12 protein-coding genes are annotated in these 18,514 nt (G+C 67.7%); 1 reads left to right on the forward strand and 11 read right to left on the reverse strand.

The genetic code is table 11. The annotated features are described in order from the left end of the window. Nucleotides 1-13: 13 nt before the first annotated feature. From E8A74_RS00105 to E8A74_RS00125, 5 genes are all read right to left on the reverse strand, one after another. Nucleotides 14-1,312, reverse strand: a complete 1,299-nt coding sequence (locus E8A74_RS00105; RefSeq protein ID WP_136926821.1) for a PD40 domain-containing protein — start codon at nucleotides 1,310-1,312, stop codon at nucleotides 14-16. A 54-nt stretch (nucleotides 1,313-1,366) separates the two neighbouring features. Further along, nucleotides 1,367-2,986 carry a golvesin C-terminal-like domain-containing protein gene (locus E8A74_RS00110; protein ID WP_232379290.1) on the reverse strand — a complete coding sequence of 540 codons (1,620 nt, stop codon included), beginning with the start codon at nucleotides 2,984-2,986 and terminating at the stop codon, nucleotides 1,367-1,369. A gap of 183 nt (nucleotides 2,987-3,169) precedes the next feature. Then, complete coding sequence (locus tag E8A74_RS00115; RefSeq protein ID WP_136926822.1) at nucleotides 3,170-5,308, reverse strand: hypothetical protein; 2,139 nt, start codon at nucleotides 5,306-5,308, stop codon at nucleotides 3,170-3,172. An 80-nt stretch (nucleotides 5,309-5,388) separates the two neighbouring features. Further along, complete coding sequence (locus E8A74_RS00120) at nucleotides 5,389-6,252, reverse strand: phosphoribosylformylglycinamidine synthase subunit PurQ (RefSeq protein ID WP_170228757.1); 864 nt, start codon at nucleotides 6,250-6,252, stop codon at nucleotides 5,389-5,391. Beyond that, a complete protein-coding gene (locus tag E8A74_RS00125; RefSeq protein ID WP_136926824.1) occupies nucleotides 6,242-9,223 on the reverse strand; it encodes an AIR synthase-related protein in 2,982 nt (993 codons plus the stop codon). Before E8A74_RS00125 ends, E8A74_RS00120 begins: the two co-directional genes overlap by 11 nt. 165 nt (nucleotides 9,224-9,388) lie before the next feature. Between E8A74_RS00125 and E8A74_RS00130 the strand changes: the two genes are divergently transcribed. Continuing rightward, nucleotides 9,389-9,799, forward strand: a complete 411-nt coding sequence (locus E8A74_RS00130) for a hypothetical protein (protein WP_136926825.1) — start codon at nucleotides 9,389-9,391, stop codon at nucleotides 9,797-9,799. Here the strand turns inward: E8A74_RS00130 and E8A74_RS00135 are convergent. The 6 genes from E8A74_RS00135 to E8A74_RS00160 form a co-directional block, all read right to left on the reverse strand. After that, nucleotides 9,750-10,115 carry a hypothetical protein gene (locus E8A74_RS00135; RefSeq protein ID WP_136926826.1) on the reverse strand — a complete coding sequence of 122 codons (366 nt, stop codon included), beginning with the start codon at nucleotides 10,113-10,115 and terminating at the stop codon, nucleotides 9,750-9,752. The two genes, E8A74_RS00130 and E8A74_RS00135, sit on opposite strands and share 50 nt — an antisense overlap. Before the next feature lie 84 nt (nucleotides 10,116-10,199). Further along, entirely contained in the window at nucleotides 10,200-11,510 is a 1,311-nt protein-coding gene (locus E8A74_RS00140; protein WP_211365253.1) for a VWA domain-containing protein, read from the reverse strand. A gap of 5 nt (nucleotides 11,511-11,515) precedes the next feature. Beyond that, entirely contained in the window at nucleotides 11,516-13,921 is a 2,406-nt protein-coding gene (locus E8A74_RS00145; protein WP_136926827.1) for a DUF5682 family protein, read from the reverse strand. A 6-nt stretch (nucleotides 13,922-13,927) separates the two neighbouring features. Then, entirely contained in the window at nucleotides 13,928-15,058 is a 1,131-nt protein-coding gene (locus tag E8A74_RS00150) for an AAA family ATPase (protein ID WP_136926828.1), read from the reverse strand. Between the two features lie 49 nt (nucleotides 15,059-15,107). Continuing rightward, nucleotides 15,108-16,988, reverse strand: coding sequence for a HEAT repeat domain-containing protein (locus E8A74_RS00155; RefSeq protein ID WP_136926829.1), 1,881 nt, complete (start codon nucleotides 16,986-16,988; stop codon nucleotides 15,108-15,110). Between the two features lie 16 nt (nucleotides 16,989-17,004). Further along, nucleotides 17,005-18,513: an SWIM zinc finger family protein gene (locus E8A74_RS00160; RefSeq protein WP_136926830.1), complete on the reverse strand. Its 1,509-nt coding sequence runs from the start codon at nucleotides 18,511-18,513 to the stop codon at nucleotides 17,005-17,007. Nucleotide 18,514 lies beyond the last annotated feature (1 nt).

The following is an 18,514-nucleotide window of genomic DNA, read 5'->3' on the forward strand; positions in this document are numbered from 1 at the left end:
ACCGCTCGCCGTGCTATTTGCCGCCCTTTCCCTTGCTCGGCGGTATCCAGATCGGATTCCAGTTCCCGCCCGAAGAGCTCGTCAGCTTCGTCATTCCGGTCCCATCGGCCCGCACGATCCAGATCTGCTGATCGGGTCCGCGGGTCACCGTCACGGCCAGGTAGCGCCCGTCGGGCGACCACGCGGGCTCACCGACTTGCCCCGCCCCTCCGGGCCCGCGCACGAACGTCTCTTTCCCGTCCTCCATGGCGACGATTCCCACGCGTGACGGCTCGTCGGGAGCGCTCAGCATGTAGGCGATTTGCTTTCCCGTGGGGGACCAGGTCGGCTTGTCCTCGACGATCCGCGGCGCAGGCCGCATTTGCGTCAGGCGGCGCGCCTCGCCCCCGGACGAGGGCATCAGCCATACGCGATCTGCGCCTTCGCGATCGCTCACGAACACCAGCACCTTGCCGTCGGGCGAGTACCGCGCGCCCCATTCGTCGCGGTCTGTGTTCGTCAGGCGGACGGGATCCTTCCCGTCCGGCCGCATGCGATAGAGCTCGGCCACGCGGTCGCGGCTGGAGAGGAAGACGATCGCATCACCTTTCGGCGAGAACGCGGGCTCGAAATTCCCTTCGTCGTTCTTCGTGATGCGCTTGAAGCCGCTGCCGTCGCTGCCCACCCGGTAGAGATCGGAAAAATGGGCCGGGTCCACCTTCCCGCCGTTCGTCTCGTAGACGACGAACCGCCCGTCCGGCGAAAATGTGGGATGACGTACGCGCCCTGCCAGGGGTCCGAGGGGTTTTGGGGGGCTTCCGTCGAGGGGTTGGAGCAGGAGTTGTTGGGGGCCTTCCTCGCCTTCGACGCGGATCACGAGCAACGCGCGGCCGTCCGGCGAGGCGGGGCCATTGTAATCGGCGTGCGGGCTCTTCGTGAGCCGCTCTTCCCCTTTGCCATCCGCTCCGATCACGTAGATCTCGCGGTTTCCATCGCGCTCCGAGATGAACGCGATCTTTCCTGCGATTTTTTGCCGTTCTTCGGGGGGTATTTCGTCGCCCGTCGCCTTCTCCGGTCCCCCCTCCACCTTTTTCGCCGATTCCGACGGCAATGGTTTGCCGTTGTTTGTCTGGACATCCGATTTGTTGCCGGTTGTCGGGACAGGTGGTTTTTCTTCTATGGTATCAGCGCTCGTGCTGGTCCCCGGTATTGCAGGGCGCGACGGCAATGCATTGTCCGGTTCTTTTTCTTTTTTCGAGCAGGACGTCGCCGCGAGGAGGGCGAGGAGGGCGGGCGCGAGGCGGGAGAGGCGGGGCAGGGAATGATGCTGCATGCGTATTGGAAAGGGCCCGCGGCGCGCGTGACGCCGCGGGCCTTGGAGAGGGGTTCAGCGGATCTGCACGGCGTCGGCGATGACTTGATAGCCGGTCGTCGTCCAGCGCGAGACGACGACCTTGTTCCAGCCGGCCGTGAAGTTGTACGTGCCGAGGAGCTGCCATGCGCCGCCGCCCGTCTGCTGGTTCTTGCTCACCGAGCCGAGGTTCGTGCCGCTCGCGTTGAACATCACGAAGGGCGTCGTCGTCGACCGGTCGGAGGCCGAGGTCCACCACGCGTAGACCTGCTTCGAGCCCGCCGCGGCCAGGTAGAACTCGAACGTCGCGCCGTCGGAGATCGCCGCCGTGGGCGCGGCATAATACCCCGTACCGTAATACCCGGACACGTTCGTGGACGATGTCCAGTTCGCCGAGGGCGCCACGATGCGGGCCACCGCGCTGTTGTTGTTCGCGTTGTTGCTGTCGACCGTGATGGTCGTGCTGCCGCCGCCGCCGCCGCCATCGACGCAGGTGTTGATGCGGTTCATGTAATCGGCCCAGGGGAAACCGGTGCCCGGGTCGTTCGCGCGGTTCACCGGATCCGGCTGGTAATGGCCGATGATGTGCTGCCGGTCGCGGATGATGTTCTGCCGCTTCACGATATCGCAGGAGAGCTTGGCGGAGGCCGCGATCTGCCCCTCTTTCCACGGGTTCGCGCTGGTGTACGGATACCCGCCGTGCTCGATGCCGACCGAGCGCGGGTTCGTGGGCAGGCCATTCCACGACGCGCCGACGTGGTGCGCCGTGTTCACCTCGTCGACGAGCGCCGAAATCTCGCTGCCGCTCTCGTTGACGACGTAATGCGCGCTCGTCTTGTTGGGGTTCGTCGGGTATGGCGTCGTCAGCCAGCCCCAGCATCCCGCGTACGTGCCGGCGCAGGTGTGGATGACGAGCAGCTCGGCCTTTTTCCCGCCGCGGCCCGACGTGTAGTTCGACGACGGCGCCGGACGCCAGATGGAGCCGGAATACACGGCGTTTGCGGGCCCGCCCTTGCCCACGAACTGGGGCTTCGGGAACTTCGGCGTGGCCTCCGGGTTCGCCGCCAGGATTTCATCGATCCCGCTGTCCTCGGGCGCCGCGATGCCCTCACGCAGGTGGCGGTAGACCTCGTCATGGACGAAATGCGCCTGCGCGTCGAGGCTCGGATGGTTGAAGTACGCCGCCACTGCGGGCGCCCACGCGCCGATGTCCGCGCGGTCGAGGCCCATCTCCTCCGCGTGCGCGTCGAGCAGCGCCGCCGCCGCGCGGATGTTGGCCTCGGGCTCCGATTGGACCTCCTCCTCGCTCAAGCCCACGAGCGACGCGCCTTTCGCGAGCGCATCGCCGCGCAGAGCCATCACGCCATACGCAGCCGGGACACCGTCGAATTCGGAGGTATCACCGGGCACATGATAGAGCTGCGTCTCGGCGTATCCGATCGCCACGAGGAGCGAGGCCGGGACGGAGAACTCCTTCGCGGCGGCGTCGAAATGGGGCTGATAAGGGTGCATACCAGCGGTCGGGCTACCGGCCGCTTCACCGGGAATCAGCGTGGCGTCCCCCTCGCCGGAGCCTTCATCGCTGCCGCAGCCGGAGAGCATGGCGGAGGCAGAAAGCACGGGCGCGAACATCAGCAGACAAAGCAGACGTCTCATGGCTTGAACCCTTCTTCGTTTCCGGGGTGGGAGCGTGGGAGCCTTCGGGACGCGATGCCGAGGCAAGGATACGAATATGGAGGCGTACGTTGATTGGGCGCCGAGCGCAAGCGTGAGTGACGCCTTGGCGCGCCGTGTCTGTCCCGAGCAACGATGACGCGCGGCGTAAAGCCGAAAATCACGTCATTCGAGCTGATCCGATAGGAACATCTGTGTGGACAGGACGACCGTCCCATTTTGAATCTTTCCAGTCATGGTGAACAGGCTCGTCTTGCCGTCGCCGTCGAGGTCGCCCTCGGCCGAGACTTCGAACCCGTCCTTGCCCGGATCGGGCCCGCCGCGCTTCGGCCCTTTGTAGTTCCCACCCGCACGGTATTCGTACTGGTACCGGATCGGCTGCACGAGCGAGACCTGGAGGCAACGCCAGCCCGAGGTCGTATCGCCCTGCTCGAAATCCTGCCCCGGTTTCCCCGAGGGCAGATACGTCGTGTCCCGGGGCACGACACTCGGCACCGGCGTCGCCGATTTGCACAACCTGTGTGTCCCCGGCTTTGCGTCGACCTGTTCGCGTTCGTACGCGGCCACGGCCGCGCGCGCCAGCATGCTCACCGTGCTCCTGGCCTCCACCGCTTTCGCGCTCGCCGTATACCGCCGGACGCCGTTCACCGCGAGCGCCGCGCCGATTCCCAGAAGCTCCGCGGCGCCGTCCCCGGTCGCGGCGAGCTCGAGCCCTCGATCACTCGGGAAGAGCACGAGCGAGAGCATCGAGCCGCCCCCGACCCGCGTTCCGGGCTTCGCGCCCGACGTCGGATCGGCGATCAACCGGGCGAGCGCCGGATCGAAGAAAAGCAGCATATGCGACGCGGCCTTCTCCTTCGCGCGCGCCGTGAGGAATGCCGGATTCGTGGCCAATGTATTCGGGTCCTTCCCGAACCGGCGCACGGCGTCGAGCGCCACCTTCTTGTTGCCGAGCCCGAGGACGACGAACCCCGGCCGCGATTCGATGTGGACGACGGTGCCACCGGCCGAATCCCGCGTGAACGAATCCCCTTTGGCCGTGACCTTCTTGTTCCCCTTTGCGTTTGTCTGGGCGGTAGAAAAAATCGTTTTTTGCGCGTACGCGTCCTTGATCGAGAGCACCACGAGCGCCGCCATGTCCTTCGCAGGATCGTCGCTGGCGTCGTCGAACGAAAACGGCTGCTTCGGATCCCGGTACAATCCGACCACGACCTCACCGCCGAGCGCCTTTTCGAAGTCCGCGAGCTCGATCCCGAGGTCACCGAGCTCCCGCTTCAACAACCGCTGCGCGCCATCATGCGATATCGAGCGCCCGAGCACCACCTCCAGGACGTCCGTCACAGTTTTGCCGGACGAACGCTCCGTCGACAAACCGATGGCAGCAAGCGCGCCTTCCGGCAGCTTCGGCATGAGCACCTGCGGCGCCGCGTCGAGCACCGAGCCGAGCGCCGGAAAATCGGGCCCATACCCCGAGAATCGCAGGTCGAGCCCGAGCCCCTGCGGTTGTCCCACGAGCGCGACGAAGAGACGCGAGCCCGGCTCGGGCGGCGATTTCGTGCCGGCCCCCATTCCATGCAAATCGACCGCGACGAACGGATCCCCCGCGCGCTCCTTGACGAGCAGCGCCGATCCCTCGACCGAGGGCGCGCGCCCATGACCGACCTCGAACGCATCACGGAGGTTCTCTTTACGCAGGCACCCGACGAGCGCGCGTGACCCCTCGATCCACGCTCCGTGCATGACTTCGAGGCCTTTCGGCGAACGGACGACGAAGATACCCCGCTCCATTTTCTCGGCCCCGAGCGCGTCGAGCGCCTTCGTCACGAGCGCCCCGTCGTTCATTCGGGCCGCATAACAAAACCTGTCCATCGGCTCGGGCGGACCGTCGGGCGTCGCCGGACCCGCGAACACGACGGCGCCCTCGAATGATTTGACCAGATCCGCGACGAGCGCCGGGGCGAGCCTAAGTTTGCCCGAGAGACCGCCCGCAAGCTCGGACAGGAGCCCCGCCCGGAGGGCCGGATCCATCGCGGCGAGCGCCTTCTCAGGTGGCGGAACGTTTGCCACGAGCACGGCGTCGCGTGGCACGAGGCGGAGGAGCGAGTCGACCTTCTGCGGCGGGTCGAGCGCCGCGGCCTTGGCGGGCGCCGGGGCGGTGGTGGGCGCGGGCGGCGCGACGACCGCGACGTCCGACGTCGCCCTGCCGCCGGTCTCGGGCGGCGTCTGCACGGCCGCGCCGCCGCAGGAAACGAGGGCCGACAAACCGACCGCGAAGAACAGCCCACGGACACGCCGCATCGCCATACGAAATCTCTCCTCCCGGCCATGAGAGCACGAACGCCCCCGGGCCGGCAAAAGGAGAATGGCGAGGTTGCGCGGAAGTTCTACCCTGCGAGCGCGGCCCGCACCCCATTCTCGAAGATGCGGAGGCCGAGGCCCGCGGCCGGGAGCGCCCCCGCGTCGTGCTGCCGGATCCAATCCGGATGGTTTTCCGGGTAAAGGTACGCGTCGGGGTGCGGCATGAGCCCAAAGATGCGCCCCGTCGGATCACAGAGCCCCGCGACGCCGTCCGGCGAACCGTTGGGGTTGTCCGGCCAGACCTCCGTCGGCGCCCCGCTCGCGTCCGCGTACCGCACCGGCACGAGGCGCGAGGCGAGGATCTCGTCGCGGAGCGAATCGTCGAGGAAGAGCAGCTTGCCCTCGCCGTGGCGGCTCGGCATCTCGATCGTGGGGCCGATGCCGCGCGTCCACACGCAGGGGCTCTCGGTGTCCACGGCGAGCTTCACCCAGGTATCGAAATACCCGAGCCGGTCGTTGTGCACGAGCGCCGCTTGTTGCGCGGCGAGCGGCGTGCCACGCGCGCGGCTCACGCCCGGGAGCAGCCCGAGACAAACCAGCGTCTGGAATCCATTGCAGACCCCGAGCGCGAGCCCGCCGTCGTCCACGAACCGGCAGAGCGCCTCGCCGAGCCGGAAGCGCAGGCGATTGGCGAACACGCGCCCGCTCTGGATGTGATCACCGAAGGAAAACCCGCCGATGAACGCGAGGATGTGATACCCCGCGAGCGCGTCGGCCCGCGCGCCGCGATCGAGGATCTCGCTCAGGTGCACGAGATCGACCGTCGCGCCCGCGCGGGAAAACCCGGCGGCCGTCTCGGCCTCGCAGTTCAGCCCGTAGCCCGTGAGCACGAGGACACGCACGTCGCGCGCCTCTTTCGGCGCGGGCCTGGTCGTGACTTCAGACGGCATGGGATTCCTCCTGGAAAGCGCGGCGGAGCGCGTCCGAGCCGAGCTCGGCGAGCGTTTGTCCTCCATGGCGAATACGTACATACCCCCGGCCCGATACACCTGGCTCGACCGCGCCGAGCCGGACGAGCGCGTGCGGCGCGAGGCGTGCTTCGAGCGCGGCGGCGTCCTCGGCCCGGGCGGTGAGCAAGATGCGCCCCGTCGATTCGCTGAACAGCGCGATCGCCGGGGCGAGCCCCTGGCCCACGGCATCGAGCGAGATCGACAAACCAAGCTCGCTCGCCATGACCAGGTGCGAGAGCGCGACCGCGAGCCCGCCGCGCGAGAGCACGTGCGCCGATCGGACGAGGCCCGCCTCGTGCGCCGCGGCGAATGCGTGATATCGGGCCGCAAAGCGCTTCGGGTCTGTCCGCGGGACACCTTCGAGCGAGAGCCCGAGCAGCCGCGAAAGCTCGCTCTCACCGCACATGTCCTCGGTCTCGCCGAGCAGATACACGACATCACCCGGGGCGCGCGGCGAAAGCGTGAGCGCGCGCCGGACATCTTTCATTTGCCCGATGACGCTGACGAGCAAGGTCGGCGGTACCGAGATCTTCACGCCGCCCATCGTGGCGTCGTTTTTCATCGAGTCCTTGCCCGAGATGAGCGGTAGCCCATACGCCACGCACGCCTCGTACAGGCCCTCGCACGCGCGTACGAGCTGCGCGAGCTTGTGCTCGCCGTCGGGCGTCGTCGCGCTCTTGATGGGGTCGGGCCAGCAGAAATTGTCGAGGGCGGCCATGCGATCGATCCGCGCGCCGGCGCAGAGAATACGCCGCACGCCCTCGTCCGCGCAGGCAAGGGCCATCGCGTACGCGTCGAGGTCGCTATAATGCGGATGGATCCCCTCGCCGAGCACCACGCCCTCGTCGCGCCCGTGCCGCACGCGCATGACCGTCGCTGTGGCCGGTACGTCTCGAAAAACGCCCACGAACGGCTTGACCACCGCGAGCCCCTTCACCTCGTGATCGTAATGGCGTGCGTACCGGTCGCCGCTGCGGATGTTCGGCTGCGCGAGCATTGATACCACGAGGTCCCCGATCGGCCGCGCAGCGAGCGCCTTGTCCCGCTCCACGGCGGTCGCGTAGGCCCGCGCGGGCGGACTCCAGCGCGCCGTGCGTACGACCTTCGGCAGCCCGCCGTGCAGGAATGCGAGTTGGAGATCACAGGCCTTCTCCTCGCCGTACCGCACGACGAGCCTCCCCGAATTCGTGAACGTGCCGATCTCGGTGGCCTCCACCTCGCGCCGCGCGGCCAGCGCGAAAAACGCCTCCAGTTTGTCCGGAGGCACGGCGACCGTCATTCGTTCCTGCGCTTCGCTGACGAGGATCTCCCAGGGAGCGAGGCCCGGGTATTTGAGCGGCACGCGGGCGAGGTCGATCTCTGCGCCGCCGGAGGCCTCGGCCATCTCGCCGACGCTGCTCGAGAGCCCGCCGGCACCGTTGTCCGTGATGCCGCTGTAGAGGCCCCGATCCCGCGCCTCGGCGAGCATGTCGAACATCATCTTTTGCGTGATCGGGTCGCCGATCTGCACCGCCTGCACGGGCGAGCTCTCATTGAGCTCGACGCTGGAGAACGTGGCCCCGTGAATGCCGTCCTTGCCCACGCGCCCGCCGATCATGACGATCCGGTCCCCGGGCGCAGTGAATTTTTCGTGCGTGGGCCTTCCGGACGTCGTGACGGGCATAGCCGCGACGGTCCCGCAATAGACGAGTGGTTTGCCCGTGAACCGGTCGTCGAACAGCTCGAACCCGCGCATGTACGGGATGCCGGACTGGTTGCCGCCGTCGATGACGCCGTGATGGACGCCGTCGCGAATGCGCCGCGGGGGCATGAGGCCCTTCGGGAGCGTACCGGTATGGTTTGGCTTGCCCAAACAGTACCCCCACACGTTCGCGAGCAGGTCCGCCCCGAGCCCGCAGCCGAAGCTGTCGCGGTTGACGCCGACGATGCCGGTCATCGCGCCGCCGTACGGATCGAGCGCCGAGGGCGAGTTGTGCGTCTCGACCTTGTAGACGAGGTGGCATTCGTCCGTGAATCGCACGACGCCCGCGTTGTCGCTGAAGACGGAGACCAGGAAATCGCCCGCGTCCCCGTCGATCCCGGACGACGCGCGGGCCTTGCGCACATCCTCGGTCGCGGCGACGACGTACGTCTTGAAGACGCCCCGCTCGATGCGCCGCGTATTGCCCTCCGGATCGGTGTAATCAATCGGTGCGTTGAAGATCTTGTGCTTGCAGTGCTCGCTCCACGTCTGCGCGATGCACTCGAGCTCGGCGTCCGTCGGCTCGCGGCCCTCCGCCTCGAAATGGGCGCGCGTCGCGTGCATCTCGGGCACCGAGAGCGCGAGGAGTCGCTCGCGCGAGAGCCGTTCGAGCGCCTCGTCGGAGAGGCCACGCAGCGCGACGATCTCGGTCCGCGGCGTCGAGGTCGCGCCAGCGCGCGGGACGCCGAGATCGGGCCTGCGCGGCGGCTCGTCGATGCGGATGCGCTGGATGAGCGGATTGTGCAGGACCTCGGCCGCGGCGCGCGCGACGTCGGCCCGCCCGAGGCCCCAGACGAGGTACATCGTGCCCGTGTACACCTGGCCCGCGAGCGCGCGCCCGAGCGCGTCCTCGCATGCGGTCTTGACGCTCTTGCCGACCGCGTCCGTCACGCCGGGCAAAAAGGAGACGGTCAGGATTACAGGCGGATCGCCGGGCTCGCCGTCGGGCAGGGCGCCGAGGGCCGCGACCTCGATGACGGGGTCGGCGATGGCGGCGAGGACCTTGTGGGCCTCGGCCTCGGACATGTCGAGATCACAGAGGTATACCTTGCGCGTGCGAATGCGCGCCGGAGAGAGGCCGAGCCAGGCCGAGAGCGTCTGCGCGGTTTTCGTGGCGAGCGCGTCCGGAACGGCCGGCCGGTTCTCGATCTCGAGCCGGTAGATGGGCATGGTGGGTGGGCTCCTCGTCCGCGCAGCCGTCTAGCACAACCTGGGGGATGTGGAAGGTTTGCGGGCGCGGCTTCGTTCGCTTCGCCGAGGGGCCCGAGCGAGCGGCGCGCGCTCGCGCTTGGAAGGTCCTGCGCAAAAGGATACTCTCGGCGAAGGAGCGATCTCGTGCCTCGAAGGATCCGGTGGGCTGCAGGTTTGCCCGTGCTCGCCTTTCCGTGCGTGGCGCGGGCGGAGGTGCTCGACAAGGTCCCGCCGCCGTGGACGCCGCTCGTCCTCGGCTGCACGCTCGTCGCGCTCGCCGTCACGGTCGCGCTCGCCCTCTCCGCGAAAAAGACGCAGTGCGTGGCCGGTTTCGTGCTCGCGTGCTCGTGGGCCGTTTATCGGATCGGCGGGGATGAATGGTTCTCGGACGACGTGGGGCCGTACCTTCGCGCAGAACTCTCCGCGGGGGAGGCGCGGGTTTGGCTGGGCACGATCGTTTTGGAGGGGCTCGCGCCGCTCTTGGCCGTGCTCGTGATCGCCGCCGTCACCACCAGCCGATATCGGCGACCAGATCGCCCACGCTCCCGTGCTTGACGATGGCGCGGTTCTTCTTGATCTCGTAGGCCTTCGGCGACGCGTCCACGATGTCCTGCTCGAAGTGGTGCGCTTCGAGCTTGTACTTCCCCTCGCCGTGCATCAGCCCGCCCTTGAGCTTGACGTACGTGGAGTGGAACCGCGATTCGAGGTCGACGATCTGCGTCGCCGAGATCTGCATGCCGAGTTCGAGGTGGACGGTCTTCACGGCGTGCGGATGGGATGCATCGAATGCCAGCGCGAGATGCGCGCCGACCGTGAGGAGCGCGTCGATGTCGGCCTTCGTGAACGTCTCGTAGATCGTGATTTTCGCCATTGGAACTCCTCTCTACGTTCGTTTGGAACCCAAGCATCATGACACGAGGAGACCCGGCGTGGCAACCCGCGGAGAGCGCCGAAGTTACACGTCGCGCGCCTCTGCCTTTCGTGCGTCGAACCGCCGCGCGATCATCTCCAGATCGTGCCCCTTGAGCGCTGCCTCCAGCATCGACGGCAGTGCATTCGGCGTGCACGCGAAACAAGGTACGCCGAGCTTCGCGAGCTTCTTCGCGAGCTCCGCGTCGTACATCGGCGTCCCCGAATCGTCGAGCGCGAGGAGGCACATCGCGCGCACGCCGCTCTGGACCATCTCCTCCATGCGCTTCACCATCTGTTCCTGATCGCCGCCTTCGTAAAGGTCCGTCAGCAGAATGAAGAGCGTCCGGCGCGGGTTCGAGACGAGGCCTCGGCAATACCCGACGGCTCGGTTGATGTCCGTTCCGCCGCCGAGCTGGATGCCGAAGAGGAGGTCCACCGGATCCACGAGCCGCGGCGTCAGATCCACGACCTCCGTGTCGAATGCCACCACGTGTGTTTCGAGCGCCGGCAAGCTCGCCAGGATCGAGCCCATCACGCCGCCGTAGACGACGCTGCTCGCCATCGAGCCGGATTGGTCCATCGCGACGATCACGTTCCACTCCCGCCGCCGGTGCTGGCGGGCGAAAAAAAAGAACCGATCGGGGACGATCGTGCGGCGCTCCTTTTGATAGTTCTTGAGGTTTTTTCCGATCGTACGCCGCCAATCGAGGTTCGGCAGGCTTGGGATGGGCTGGTGGCGCGAGCGATCGAGCGCGCCGCGCACCGCGCGTTCGAGCTCGCCTTGCATTCGCTTCTTGATCTCCTCCACGACGGCCCGGACGATCTCGCGCGCGGCGTCCTTGGCCCGGTCCGGGATCATGTCCTTCATCGTGAGCAGCGTGCCCACGAGCTCGACGCTCGGCGTGATCTGCGCGAGCGACTCGGGCTCGAAGAGCAGCTCTTTCCAGCCCTTCTTCTCGATCGCGTCCTGCTGAATGACCGCGACCACGTCCTGCTCGAAATACTTGCGCACATCGCCGAGCCACGCCGCGAGCTTCGGGCGGCTCGCGCCGAGCCCCGCGCTGCGCTTGTTGCTGCTGCCGCTCCCATTCCCAGGGTCAATCTCCTCGATGTCGTACAGGGCGCCGAGCGCGGCGTCCACTTCCGCCATCTCGCGCGTGAGGAGACCGCCGCCGCCGCGGCCACCCATGCCCGCGCCCCTGCCGCCGCACAATTGATCCTCGACACGCTTGCCGAGGATGAGTCGCCAGCGCTGGGGCCGGTCGAACGTCATCGGTCCCGCGGGCGCGGCCGGCGCGGCGGGTGGGTTCGTCGCAGAAGGGGTGGGGGCGGGAGGCGCCTTCTTTTTGGCCATGGTGTTTACAGGTCCAGATCCAGATCGCCGAGGTCGTCCTGGAGGGCCGCGAGTTCGGCGTCGTCCACCTTGGTTTCGATGGCCTGGAGCAGCTCTTTTTCGTTGCCGCCCCAAAGCTCCGCGAGAAGCGCCGCGATCTTTCGCGCCTCGCTCGTCTCGAACGAGCCGAATGCGCGACGGAGCGCGACGACGGCGCGCCGGAAATCGTCGTGGTCCATCGCTTCGACGAACGCGCTCATGGCAGCCCAGAGCGAACGGCGCGAGAGCAAGGCATAACGGTTTCGTGTGGCGAGCCCTTCGAAAAACCCAGCGCCTTCGCTCGGCGAAATGCCGGGGCAGAGGCGGCGCGAGATCCGGCGGTCGAGGACGTCGTCCTGGAGGACGCCACGTTCGAGGAGGATCGCGCTCGCGACGCCCGCGACGTGCGCCGAGGCGGCATCGTCGTCGGCGATCGCGTCGAGCACGCTCGCGAAACGATCGCCGTCGAGTTTGTTAGGGAACATGAGCCCCACGCGGTGCAGGTGCCCGAGCGCGGTGCCGACGTTCCGCGAGGCGTCCTCGTTGCAGCGCGCGGCCTCGGGCGCGAGGAGCGCGCCGCGCAAAAAGAGCTGGGCGACGAGCGGTTCGAGCGGCGTGACGTCGATCTTGCGCACGTCCTTGTAAGCGACGAGGTGGCTCAATTCGAGGGCGGCCCCCGCGACGGCCACGAAATCCCCGTCGTCGACGGCGAGCGACGAGACGCGGGCGAGCGCCGCCGCCGTCGCGTCCGAGAGATCGCATTCCACGCTCCTCCGGGCAAGGTTTGCCGCGGCATGCACGTTCTCGACCGCTTCGAGGGCCTCGCCGATGGAGCGCGCCGTCGCGATCTCGATCGTGTCGCCCCGGAGCGCGTTCTCGACGAGCTGGATCTCGCAATCGGGCGTCCAGCGCGCGGCCCATACTTCTTTGTACGTGCTCTGCGTCCGGTCCTCCGCGCTCGTCTTGTTCGCTGCGAATCCGATGCCGAGCACGGTGAGGCGGTGCAGGAAGATGGAGCGATTGCGATCCCTGTACGCCGCGTCCTCCGATTTCGCGAACCGGTCCTGCCGGAGGTCGAGCCAATCCTTGTTCGTCGATCCCTTGACGATCTGCTCCTTGTCCTTGAGGTACTCCTCCAGGCGCAGATCCTTCGCCCAACGATAAAAATCGTCCTGAATCGACGTGCGCAAGACACCCGGGGGCACCTTGCCGAGCGCGTCGCCAATCGCGATGTCGTGGATGAACCGCGCGACGTTCAGGGGCTCGCCCTGGCCGAGGCACGTCGCGGCTGCGTCTTCGAGGTCGCGCAGCGTCGGCGCGTGCGCGTCGCGCAAGGAGGCCATGCCCTCGGCGAGCCGCACGGCCTCGATGACCTCCGCGCTCGATCGCACCATGCCCGCTCTGCGCAGCCTGCCCGCGACCTCCGCGAGGAATCGTGTCCCGAGCCGCGCCGTCGAGCCCTCCTGGGCCTCCTCGTAGAGCGCCTGGAAATACCCGGGCGCCTTGTTGCCCGCGCCGTATCCCGATTGCGAACTCAATCGGAAGAAGCTGTACGGCATCAGCGTGCGCGTGACCGGCACCGTCGGGAGCTTTTCGATTTCCTCGTCCGTCATTGCCGGCTCCTCGGCGACGAGCACCGGCGCGTGATAGGCGCCGCAGATGACGACGATCCGGTCCGGGTCGTGCCCCTCGGCGATCGTGTCGCGGATCCGACGGCGCATGAACGCCTCGCGCACGAGCGTTTCCTCGCGACGCCGCGGCGACTCGTATTCGAGCGCGCGAAGCTCGCGGCCGAGCTCGAAGATGCTCAGGCGATAGGAATCCGGCGCCATCGAATGCTCGAAATGGCGCTCCCACCAGGTGTCATGGTCCGGATCGCCCGAGAGCTGCGCAATGGCCTCGTAGGGATCGCCGAGGTAACGCTGCGTGTCCGTCTCTTGTTTTTCCTCCGCCTCGCCGGATTCGGCTTCGTCCTCGTGCGTGTGCTCGGGCGCGGGCTCGCTGCGGGCGAGGTAGACCGAAGCGGGGAGGTCGATGAAGCGGGCCACGCGGTTTTTCTGGAGCGCCCAGCGGAGCGCCACCCACTCGGGCGAATACGCGGCGAGGGGGAAAAGGACCGAGCGAACGGGCCGCTGCTGCGTGAAGGCGAGCAGTGCGACCGGGGGTTTCGTGCGTTTGTCGAGGAGGTGCGCGATCTCGTCGGTCGCGTCGCTCGGGCCTTCGACGAGCACGGCCGTGGGATCGACCTCGTCGAGGAATCGCTCGACGTGCCAGGCCCCCATCGGCGAGAGGTGGCGCACGCCGAAGATACGGGCGAGCGGACCCGTGGTGGGTGCCGTTTTTCCCGGCACCATGGTCGTCGCCGCCCCGAGGTTTGCCTTCCTCGCCGCCATGGCTGCCTACACAAGCTCCTTGCAGGCCATATACAGCGACTCCCAGGCGCCGCCGCGCTTCTTCATGACGTTTTCGAGGTACTCGACGAACACCGCCGCGTCCTTCGAGTCCTCCTTGACGACCGCGCCGAGCAGGCCCGCGGCGAGGTCGCGGTCGTTCACGCGGCCGGTGCCGAAATGGCCGGCGAGGGCCATTCCATTGCCGAGCACCGAGATCGCCTCGGCCGTGGAGAGGACGCCCGAGGGGCTCTTCAGCTTTTGCTTGCCGTCGATCGTCTGGCCCCGCCGGAGCTCCTGGAAGACCTGCACCACGCGGCGCACGGCCTCCTCGGCCGGCGGCGCCGCGGGCAATTGCAGGCTCGAACCAATCTCGCGGACGCGGCGGGCCACGATCGCGACCTCGGTGTCGATGTCGCTCGGCACGGGGAGCACGACGATGTTGAAGCGGCGCTTCAAGGCGGCGCTCATGTCATTGACGCCGCGGTCGCGCGTGTTCGCCGTGGCGATCACGTTGAACCCACGCTTCGCCTGCACGTGCAATCCAAGCTCGGGCACGGTGAGGACCTTCTCGCTGAGAAGCGTGATCAGCGCATCCTGCACCTCCGAGGGGCAACGCGTGATTTCTTCGAATCGGACGAGCTTGCCCGCTTCGAGCGCGCGGTGAATGGGTGAGGGCACGAGCGCCTTCGGGCTCGGCCCCTCCGCGAGGAGGAGCGCGTAATTCCACGTATACCGAATCTGCTCCTCGGTGGTGCCCGCCGTGCCCTGGACGAGGAGCTGCGAGTCATTGCAGATGGCCGCCGCGAGGTGCTCCGAGAGCCAGCTCTTCGCCGTGCCCGGCTCGCCGATGAGCAGGAGCGCGCGGTCCGTGGCGAGCGTGGCGATCGCGATCTCCACGATGCGCGGCGCGCCCACGTATTTCGGCGTGATGTTCGTCTCGCCGACCTTGCCGCCCATGATGTAGAGGAGCACGGCCTTCGGCGAGAGCCGCCAGCCCGTGGGTTTTTCGAACTTGTCGGCCGCCGCGAGCGCGTCGAGCTCGCTCGCATAGAGCCGCTCCGCCGGCTCGCGGAGCACGTCCGATTTCACAGAGCCCTCGCCGCCGTCCGCCTTCTGGGTGTCCTTTTTCGTCGCCATGCTCTTGTCCCCGACCGTGCGTTCGATGAAAGATCCGTGGTTTGTCGTGTCAATCGTCCGTGGACGTCGCCGTCCGGGCTCGTTCGAGGAAGCGCAGGCACTCCTCGAACGGCGTCGCCTCGGCGCGTGAGAGACGCTTCTTCTTTTGCTTCGCGTCGAGCCAGCTCCGAAGCATCGGGGCCAGGGCCGGATCGTCGTACGCGAGCATGACGTTGCAGGCGCGGCCATATTCGTAGCTGCCGTGCAAAGGCTCGAGGAGGCGAAGGAACGCGTGCAGGATGCGCGAATCCCGCTGCTTGCCGAGGTACTCGAAGACGAGCAAGGCCTCGTTGCTGGGCAGACCCTCGTGGCGCGAGATCGAGAGCTCATCGCCGAGCGTCTTCGGCGAGTTCGCATGCAAGAGCAGGGTGAGCGCAGGGGCGCGCAGGCCCTCCTGTTCGAGCATGGCGGCCCCGAGATCCAGCCAGCGCTCGTCTTTTCTGATCGCCGCAATGGCCTCGGCCGTTTCCGTGTTGCCCAGCGTGTCGTCATCCCCCACTTCAATCTCCACGAAATGGTTCGCGATCCGCGCGAGGACGCTCTGCGCGAGATGGATGCCATTCTTCCGCGCGAGCGCCGCGGGCTCGAAGAAACGCGCGAGGCGGTCGTGGGCCTTCGCCGCGTCGAGGGCGATGACGCCGACGACGAAATCGTCCCGCGTGGCATCGGGCGCGTCGTAGAGCGACGGCATGAGCTCCTCCCACGCGCCTGGAAAACCGATCCGCAAGAGCGCGCGCGCCGCCGCGTCGCGCACTTCCTTGACCTTGTGGTGGCGGAACGTTTCGAGCACGAGGTTCGCCCCCTCGTCCGTGCCGCGTGTCGTGAGGAGATCGACGAGGTCGACGAGGAGTTCGATCTGGTTCGTATGGGTTTTCTGCGCCTTCGCGGCCGCGTCCTTTTCCTCTTTCGTCGTGGTCTTCTTGATGCGGAAATGGCCGAGGTCGCGGAGCTCGGGCGTGAAGAGCGCAAGGATCCGCTCGTTCGCGCGCGGGTGCTTGCTCACGGCGAGCGAGCTTTCGGCGGCCGAGCGCATTTCCGCCGTGCCCCCGAAGGCGCGGAGGAGCACGTCGAGCGCCTCGTCGCTCGGGGCCCCGGCGAGCGCATGCACGGCCGCGACGCGCACGTCCTTCGACCGATCCTTGTCCGAGAGCACGATCGCGATGGGCTCGGCCGCGAGGGGATCGATCCGGCCGAGCTGGGCGATCGCCGCGGCGCGGATCTCCGGCCCGCCCTTTTCGATGGCCTCGCGGAGCATGCCCGTGGCCTTCGCTCCCTCGATCTGCGCAATGGCGCGGAGCAGCCGCACGTCGAGCGCGCGGCCCTTTTCGAGGTCGAGGTGCCTTTGGAGGCTCGGCACGATCGCCTCGCCGAGCGCCGGCACGAGGTATTGCACGACCACCTCGGCGATGGCGCCGTCCGAGAGTGCCGGAAGGACAAGCGGCAAGATGCGCAGGTCCCGCGCCGCGCCGCGGTCCGACGTCGCGTAATCGCGGATGATGCGGGAGCGCTGGCGCGCATCCGGCGCGTTCGTCAGGGCGCCGACGAGCGTATGGAGCTCCGTGGGCGTGAGCGGCGTGCCGATCTTCCGCGCCGGCGGGAGCGGCTGCATATCGCCGCCCGCCTCGGGCAGGGCTGGCGTCGCCTGCGCGCCGCGCACCTGCGCCATGAGCGAGGCGAGCGCGAGCAGCTCGGACGCCGCGGTCTTGCCCGTGGCAATCTGGAGTTTTTCGATCTGGTCGGTGACCTTGCCGAGCGCAGGCGCGCGCGCGGCGAGCGGCGCGAGCGTGTCCCTCGCGCCGGCGAGGTTCGGGTCTGTCCGAGCAATCTGCGCGCCGGCAAAAAGCCAGCGGTCGACGTCACGGTCGAGCTGCTTCAGGGTATCCTTGGCCATCGTCGTTCCCCTTCGATCAGGCGCGGAGGCGCAGGTGCTCGTCGCCCACGAAGAGCGCGAGCGGGTCGCCGTAGATGGCGCGCGTCAGGAGGTCATACTGGAGGCGGACGGCGAGCGTGCCCGGGCCGAACGCCGCGGCCGCGTGGCGAAGGGCGTCGGTGCTCGGGAGCCTGCCGTCGTGCGTGTTGCGGAGGACGAGCCGCATGCCCGCCTCGTCCTCGAGCACGAGCTCGCCCCCCACGTCGCCGAACTTCTTCGCCGCGACCAGAAACACCGCGTCGAGCGGGTGGAGCGGGTTCTTGAGCTGATTGCGCATCGCCCGCAGGACCGGGTCGAGCGGTTTTCCGTGGCGGTGCACGGCCTCGTAATCGGCGGCCTCGCGCGGCCGCTCGCGCACGACGCCCTCGACCTTTTCGTCCCAGCGGACGCGGCGGTTCACGAGGTCGCCCGGGTACAGCGCGGCGTCCGCGATTTCGAGCGTGCCCATGCGCGAGGCGCGGAGCTTCGTGAAAGGAAGGGTGTGGAACGGCAGCGAAGTTACCTCGCAGACGACCGAGCCGTCGTCGAGGTCGACCAAAAAGCCGATCGCCGTGGCGAACTCGGTGATCTCGTCGTCGGAGCGCTCGTGCGCGAGCTCGAGGAACCTTCGATTCTTGACCCAGTAGCCGGCCTCGCGGAGTTCGGGCAATCGCCAGGCCTTGCCGAGGATCGATTCGAGCTGCGCGTCGGCCTCGCTCTGCGTCGTGCCCTCCTCGACGAATTTGCCTTCGAGCGCCTTCTTTCCGCGGCGAACGGTGGTGTAGAGCTGCGTGAGCATGAAGGCGATGCGCGCCTCCTGCGCCTCGCCGAGGCCCCGCGCCACGTCCCGCACGCCGGGGGCATCTTCGTCGTCCTCGTCGCCGAGCCAATCGCCGGATACGTACGCCGCGAGGCGCGTGAGCACGCCGGCCGTGCGCTTCATGTCCGCGTCGGCCATGCGCTTCGCCTGGTGCTCGATCGCCTCGATGCTCTTGCTGGAGAGGCCGCCCAGGCCGCCCGAGACGAGGTCGACGAGGAACGTCTCCAGGGTATCGAGGGCGTCGCTCTGCTCCTTGGCTTTTTTCGCGAGCGCGGTCTTGTTCACGCTGCGCGGGGCCGCAGCGGTCGCAGCCGGCTTCTTTTCGGCGGCCGCCTTTTGCGCCTGCTTTTCGCGCTTCTGGACGAGGTCCTTCGGCGGCTCCTCGACGGGGAAAAGCGCGCCTTTTTGCGCGTACGCGAGCAGGAGCGCGAGCCCGTGCTTGCAAGGGAAGAGGCGCGAAGGGCAGGAGCATCGGACGGTGGGTTTGTCCGCTCCGGTCGCGAGGTCCATGGAGACCGCATAAGGCGTCCTTCCAGAGCCGTCGCAGTGGCCGAAGGCGAGGGTCCCATCGTCGTTCTTGGCGAGCTTCTTCAGCGCGCCTTTCCGCAAGAGCGCTCTCGCGTCGGTGAGCACCTTCTCGTTCGGCGCCCACTCGGCGATCGATTGCTCGGTGACGACCACAGCCATG

Origin of the sequence: Polyangium fumosum, from assembly GCF_005144585.1 — a bacterium.
GTDB classification, from domain to species: domain Bacteria; phylum Myxococcota_A; class Polyangia; order Polyangiales; family Polyangiaceae; genus Polyangium; species Polyangium fumosum.